The organism is Blattabacterium cuenoti (assembly GCF_014251795.1).
Lineage (GTDB): Bacteria > Bacteroidota > Bacteroidia > Flavobacteriales > Blattabacteriaceae > Blattabacterium > Blattabacterium cuenoti_AB.
The window spans coordinates 620077-626488 of the sequence record NZ_CP059201.1; the positions used below are offsets into that span (position 1 = coordinate 620077).

The 6412-nt window shown below is 25.0% G+C and carries 6 protein-coding genes; all 6 read right to left on the minus strand.

From position 1 onward, the window contains the following. Positions 1-20: 20 nt before the first annotated feature. The 6 genes from lgt to H0H55_RS03085 are packed head-to-tail and all read right to left on the minus strand — an operon-like array spanning position 21 to position 6243. Entirely contained in the window at positions 21-911 is an 891-nt protein-coding gene (lgt, locus tag H0H55_RS03060; RefSeq protein ID WP_185861267.1) for a prolipoprotein diacylglyceryl transferase, read from the minus strand. A gap of 6 nt (positions 912-917) precedes the next feature. Continuing rightward, positions 918-1139 carry a membrane protein insertion efficiency factor YidD gene (yidD, locus tag H0H55_RS03065; protein ID WP_185861268.1) on the minus strand — a complete coding sequence of 74 codons (222 nt, stop codon included), beginning with the start codon at positions 1137-1139 and terminating at the stop codon, positions 918-920. Between the two features lie 30 nt (positions 1140-1169). Beyond that, entirely contained in the window at positions 1170-3416 is a 2247-nt protein-coding gene (locus H0H55_RS03070) for an aconitate hydratase (protein WP_185861269.1), read from the minus strand. Positions 3417-3443: 27 nt separating this feature from the next. Then, on the minus strand, positions 3444-4214 hold the full coding sequence (locus H0H55_RS03075) for an alpha/beta fold hydrolase (protein WP_185861270.1): 771 nt from the start codon (positions 4212-4214) through the stop codon (positions 3444-3446). A gap of 20 nt (positions 4215-4234) precedes the next feature. Beyond that, positions 4235-4957 (minus strand): pyridoxine 5'-phosphate synthase, encoded by a 723-nt coding sequence (locus H0H55_RS03080; protein ID WP_185861271.1) that lies wholly within the window; start codon positions 4955-4957, stop codon positions 4235-4237. Continuing rightward, complete coding sequence (locus H0H55_RS03085) at positions 4951-6243, minus strand: mechanosensitive ion channel family protein (RefSeq protein WP_185861272.1); 1293 nt, start codon at positions 6241-6243, stop codon at positions 4951-4953. The genes H0H55_RS03080 and H0H55_RS03085 overlap by 7 nt, the downstream gene beginning before the upstream one ends. Positions 6244-6412: the final 169 nt, after the last annotated feature.

The window sequence follows — 6412 nt, forward strand, 5'->3', positions numbered from 1 at the left end:
AAAAAAAACGTTAATTTTTTTCATAAAAAGAAAAAATATTTTCTAATTTTTGACAAATTAAAAAGTAAAAATCCAAAAATAATAAAAGGTATACTCAACCATTGTCCTGTATTCAGAGATAAAAAATTAATAACTTCTTCTCCTTGTGGTTCTTTTATAAATTCTATTAAAAAACGTACAGACCATAGTAAAATAAAAAAAATTCCAGATAAGAATCCATCATATTCATACTTTTTTCTTCGATTTTCATATAAATACCAAATCAATAAAAAAATTGATAAATAACCAATAGATTCATAAATTTGTGCAGGATGCCTAGGAACAATTTCACCATATTCTGTATCCATTTTTGAAAATTTGACCCCCCAAAGGAGTTGATCACTACATGGTTTTCCTACTATTTCAGAATTAAAAAAATTTCCGATTCTAATAAAAACTGCAGATATTGATACAGGAATGCATAATCGATCACATAACCAAATAAAAGATTTTTTGTTTAGTATTTTCTTACTGTAAAAGAAACTAGATAAAATAATTCCTACAGTTGCTCCATGACTAGATAATCCTCTGTAACCAACAAATTCATAACCTTTTATAAATCCTAACAAAATATTATGTTTATTATGTCTAATCGGAAGAAAAGCTTCAATCCAATGATCTGAAAAATATGATAAATCATAAAAAAAAATTTGACCGACCCTTGCTCCTAAAAAAGAACCAAAAAAAGTATAGACAAATAAAGAATCTAAATATTTTTTATGTACATTATCATTGTTATAAATATATTTCATAATATACCATCCTAATGAAAAAGAAATTATAAACATTAGACTATAAATATGAATAGAAAAACCTTTCCATAAATTAAATTTGGAAACTGGATCCCAGTTAATATATTCTAATGTTTTCATTATATGTTATGATTTTTTAGAATAATAGTCTGATGGGCCCCAAGGGTTACATTTGAAAATTCTTATCATACTTATAAAAATTGCTTTGAAAAGATTCCATTTTTTTAATGATGAAATCATATAACTTGAACAAGTTGGTATATATCTACAGTTATTCCCTATCCATGGAGATATACCTATTTGGTATAATCTTATAATTTTTATCAAAAATATTTTTATAGTTTTCATAACTATTGTTTGTATCAATTTTAGTTTAGTTTAATGGTTTTTAATAAAATTTAAGGAAGATCCGGCTTTGAACCATTGAATTTGTCTCTTATTATAAGAATGACAAACTATAATTTTTTCTTGAAATTTATTTTTGTGAATTAATTCTACTTCTATATTTTCATTGTTATAACATATATTTTTTATATAAAAATGAAATGAATCTTCTTCCTGTATTTTATAATAATCATCAGAATTTAAAAAAGTTAAAGCTAAAATTCCTTGTTTTTTTAAATTCGTTTCATGTATTCGAGAAAAAGATTTAACAAGAACAACACGTACTCCTAAAAAACGAGGTTCCATTGCTGCATGTTCTCTTGAAGAACCTTCTCCATAATTATCTTCTCCTACAATCAGGGTTTGTATGTTTTTTGAATTATAAAATTTAGCCACATTATAGATTGTTTCATAATTCCCTGTTATAATATTTTTTATTTTATTTTTTTCATTATTAAAGGCATTCACAGCTCCCATTAACAAATTTTCGGAAATCTTTTTAAGATTTCCTCTATATTTTAACCATGATCCAGCCATAGAAATATGATCGGTCGTACATTTTCCTTTAGTTTTTATTAAAAGTCTAATGTTCATAAAATGATTCCCATCCCATGGAAAAAATTTTGGTAAAATCTGTAATCGTTTAGAATTTTTTTTTATAATAACGGATATATTTTCTTTTTTTGAAAATTTTTCATATCCTAATTTTTTCATATCAAAATTACTCGTAGGAGTTTCCATTGATTTAGGTTCTTCGAATTTTACATATTCGCCTATTTCATTTTTTAACATATCTTTTCTAGGATCAAATGTTAAATTTCCAGAAAAAACTAAAGCGGTAACAATTTCTGGAGAAGCTATAAAAGCATGTGTTTTTGGATTTCCATCATTACGAGATGAGAAATTTCTATTGAAAGTATGAACTATTGTATTTTCTGAATTTTTTTTATTTTCTTTTCTAATCCATTGTCCTATGCAAGGCCCACAAGCATTAGAAAAAATTTTAGCTCCAATTTCTTTAAAGAGAGATAAAAAACCTTTTTTTTTTATAAGAGAAAGAACTCTTTTGGATCCAGGTGAAATCATATATTCTGAATTAATTTTCAATTTCTTCTTTTTTGCTTGTTGAATGATTGAGATTGCCTTTGAAAAATCTTCATAAGAAGAATTTGTACATGAACCAATTAATCCTACTTCAATTTTAGTTGGCCAATTATTTTTATATGCTTCTTTTTTCATTTTAGAAATAGGTGTTGCTTTATCTGGAGTAAAAGGTCCATTAATATATGGTTCTAAAATATCTAAATCTATTGTTATTACTTTATCATAATAATTGCATGGTTTTTGATAAACTTCTGGATCTGCTTTTAAAAAATATTTTATTTTTTCTGCCATATCAGATATCTGATCCCTTCCATTTTTATTCAAAAAATTTTTCATATTAATATCATAAGGGAATAAAGACGCAGTAGCTCCTATTTCTGCTCCCATATTACATATGGTAGCTTTACCAACACAAGAAATGCTATTTGTTCCTTTTCCAAAATATTCAATAATATGATTTGTAGCTCCTGAAACTCCAATCATTCCAGATAATTTTAGTATGACATCTTTGGGAGAAGTCCATCCACTAATTTTTCCTTTTAAATAGACTCCAATTATTTTAGGAAATTTCAGCTCAAGTAATGATCCAGACATAACTTCAGCTGCATCTGATCCTCCAATTCCTATTGCGAGCATCCCCAAACCTCCGGCGTTAGGTGTATGAGAATCTGTTCCTATAATCATTCCTCCAGGAAATGCATAATTTTCTAAAAAAACCTGATGGATAATACCTGATCCAGGACCCCAAAAGTCTATTCCATATTTATGAGATGCAGATCTCAAAAAAGTATAAATTTCTTTATTTTGTTTCGTAGCATTTTTTAAATCTAAATAAGAACCATTTTTAGCCAATATGAGATGATCGCAATGAATAGAAGTAGGAATGGCCGTTTTATATTTTTTAGTTTGCATAAATTGAAGCAAAGTCATTTGAGCTGTTGCATCTTGCATTATAATACGATCAGGTAAAAAATCTATATAAGAATTTCTAAAATTCCTTTTTAAATCTCCGACTAAATGAGAATATAAAATTTTTTCAGAATAAGTCATAGGACGATCTATCACTTTTCTTATTTTTTCAATTTTATGTAAAAAATTTGAATAAAAATTCCGAATCATATCAAGATCAAAAACCATATTGATTTTTTAAATAATATACATAAATTATGTTTTTTTTAAAAAGACATTTATTTTTTTGTAAAATTCATAAGGATTATCTATATGAATCCAATGATCAGATTTTTTAATAGTACAAATTTTAAATTTTGGAAATAACTTTCGTATGTCATTGCAATCTTCATAAGAAAGATAATTTGAATATTCTCCTCGCAAAAAAAGTGCAGGTCCATGGTATAAACCATTTTTTATTTCTTGATTAATTAAAAAATTATAATTTTTCTCAATATTCGATAAAGAAAAATAAAAACATAATTTTCCATTTTTTTGTCTATTAGTACACTTAGAGAAAAATGATCTAATCTTTAAATCATAAATCCATGTTTTTAAAAAAAAATCAAGATCTTTTCTAGTGTTAATAATATTGAAATCAACTTTTTTTAAAATACGAATTATTTTTTCTTGATCTGTGTTAGAATAAGCTTTAGGACTTATATCCACAATTATTATTTTTTTTGGAATGATAGGATACTTAATCGAAAATTTCATAACTGCCCGACCTCCCATAGAATGTCCTAATAATATAGGATGATTTAATTTATAATAATTAATATATTCTAATATATCTTCTGATATGATTTCATAATTCATTTTATCGGAATAGAAACTATTTCCATGATTTCTAATATCTAACAAATGAATTTGATAAATACTTGCAAATTCTTTAGCAAAAGAAACCCAATTTTTTCCACTTCCAAATAAACCATGAAAAACCAAAATAGGATAACCGGACCCGTAAATATTAGAATTCAATATCATTTTAATTTTAAAATTTACTTTTACTTATTTTGATGAATTTTTTTTAAATAACTTTGTATTGTATTTTCTAATCCCATATATAGTGATTCATGAATTAGAGCATGTCCAACTGACACTTCTGATATGTTTGGTATTTTTCTTATCAAAAAAGAAATATTATCTAAATTCAAATCATGTCCTGCATTAATCAACATATGATTTTTAACAATCATTTTTGCTGTATTAATGTAAGGATCAATACAATTCCATTTTTTATTAGCATATCCTATAGCAAAATATCCAGTATATAATTCTATTCTATCTGCTCCTGTTTTAGCGGCATATGAAACTAATTCCGGTTTCGGATCTAAAAAAATGGAAGTACGAATTCCGCAATCTTTCAACTTATTAATTTTATGAGTCAATAAATCTTGATATAAAAAAGTATTCCATCCACAATTAGACGTTATTGCATATTCAGAATCAGGAACTAAAGTTACTTGTGAAGGTTTGACTTCTAATACTAATTTCATAAATTTTTCAATAGGATTTCCCTCAATATTTAATTCGGTAGTTATTACCGAATTAATATCATAAACATCTTTATATGTAATATGTCTTTCATCAGGACGAGGATGTATAGTTATTCCATTGCATCCAAATTTTTGAACATCTATTGCGACCTGTAAAACATTAGGGATATTCCCTCCTCTTGCATTTCTTAATGTTGCTATCTTATTTAAATTAACACTTAATTTTACCATTTTTTTATGATTTCTTTTTTAGTTACTTGTGTTACTTCTAAATCAAATTCTTTAGAAACTGTTAATAAATGATCAAAAACACTAGCTTGTATTTGTTCATATTTGATAGATTCAGATGTGTTTGTAAAACAATATAATTCTACAGGTAAACCATAAGGAGTTGGTTCTAAATGTCTAACCATTAAAGTTTCTGATTGTGATATTTTTGGATGTTGTGATAAATATTCTAATGCATATTGACGAAACAAACCAATATTTGTTAATCTTCTTCCATTAATATTAATACTTATATCAATGTTTTTTTCTTGATTAAAAAGATCTATTTCTTTTTGTTTTTTTTGTACATAATTTTTTATTAAATAAACATGTTGAAATTTGTTTAATTGATCTGAATTACAAAAATGAAAAGATTGTATGTTGAATAAAATAGATCTTTTAATTCTACGTATATTTTTTTCACGCATGAATTCAAAATTAGTAACAGCTGTAGAAATTAAATCGTAAGTAGGAACACTAGTTATAGTTTTATCAAAATTTTCTATTTTAGCTGAAGTTAAATTAATTTCAATAACTGTTCCTTCTATACTATATTTAGGAATTCTGATCCAGTCTCCTACTTTTATCATTTTAGTAGATGCCATTTGTACTCCTGAAACAAATCCTAGTATTGTATCTCTAAATACTAAGATTACAAATGCCGTTATAGCTCCTAAACTGGTTAAAATAGTGATAAGATCATTTTTTGTTAAAATAGCAATAATAACTAAAATACAAAATATGATGGATATAATTTTTAATAATTCTGAAAAAGAACGAACTGCTATTGTTTGATGATTATTTTCACTTGTAGCTATTCTCATAATAGAATTCACGATTCTAATCCAAAATTGTAAAACAATTAGAACAAATAATATATCAAATATTTTTTTTAAATAAATGATGATAGTATGATAGCCATTAAAAAATGGTTCGATTAGTATTAACCCAATAGATAATGGAAAAAAATGAGCTAAACTATCAAAAACTTTATTTTCATACAAAATATCATCCCAAACAAAATGAGTCGAACTTACGATCCTTCTACCTATAAAACGAACTCCTCTATTAAAAATAAATTTTAGAACTATTAATAGTATAGTAAAAAATAATATTTTTCCAATTATAATAAGAGTTACAGTTCCCCATTTTTTGAGATCTAAATTATACATAAGTTCATATATTTTTTGAACTTGAATATGAAAGATAATTGTTCCTATTTCTTTTAAAAATATTAATAATAATTCCATAAAAACCAGAATTCTCCTTTATCAAATTGAATAATTAACTGTATTTTGAGTTATTTTCAATTTTAAAATTTTTGTTTTTTCTTTTGTAGATTGAATAATATAATAGATATTGAATCTATTTAGAAAGATAAGATAAAAATTTTGATTCAATTTTTTAAATTTTATATTT

Coding starts and splice junctions, on each gene's coding strand:
- H0H55_RS03075 (WP_185861270.1), bottom strand. CDS start 4,214: ATGATATTGAATTCTAATATTTACGGGTCCGGTTATCCTATTTTGGTT.
- H0H55_RS03070 (WP_185861269.1), bottom strand. CDS start 3,416: ATGGTTTTTGATCTTGATATGATTCGGAATTTTTATTCAAATTTTTTA.
- lgt (WP_185861267.1), bottom strand. CDS start 911: ATGAAAACATTAGAATATATTAACTGGGATCCAGTTTCCAAATTTAAT.
- H0H55_RS03080 (WP_185861271.1), bottom strand. CDS start 4,957: ATGGTAAAATTAAGTGTTAATTTAAATAAGATAGCAACATTAAGAAAT.
- H0H55_RS03085 (WP_185861272.1), bottom strand. CDS start 6,243: ATGGAATTATTATTAATATTTTTAAAAGAAATAGGAACAATTATCTTT.
- yidD (WP_185861268.1), bottom strand. CDS start 1,139: ATGAAAACTATAAAAATATTTTTGATAAAAATTATAAGATTATACCAA.